This is a genomic window from Aquirufa rosea, assembly GCF_004118285.1.
GTDB lineage: Bacteria > Bacteroidota > Bacteroidia > Cytophagales > Spirosomataceae > Aquirufa > Aquirufa rosea.
On the sequence record NZ_SDHY01000052.1, the window covers coordinates 1 to 249 of the forward strand.

Here is a 249-nt window from a genome sequence, read left to right on the forward strand (position 1 = left end):
GAGATACCCCAGCTGTTTGTGTTCCAGTTCCTGTAATCACCAATCGCGTAGCTGCTCCTGCATTAATCTGTACCGAACCACTCGTTACCGCTGTACCACTCTGTGGGGTAAAGGTAAAGGTGCCTGTGCCTACTGTTCCTGTGTAAATCAACTTCGTACTCAAGTTGGCTACACCACTCACAAAGTCACCTGCGCCTGTCAATTTATTTGTGCCCGACAAGCCAGAAATACTTCCTGTCAGACTGGTCG

At 49.0% G+C, this 249-nt stretch carries 1 protein-coding gene; it reads right to left on the reverse strand.

The genetic code is table 11. The features are described 5' to 3' along the window. Positions 1–249: hypothetical protein (locus ESB04_RS12550; RefSeq protein WP_164969681.1), on the reverse strand; the 249-nt coding region annotated here is incomplete at both ends.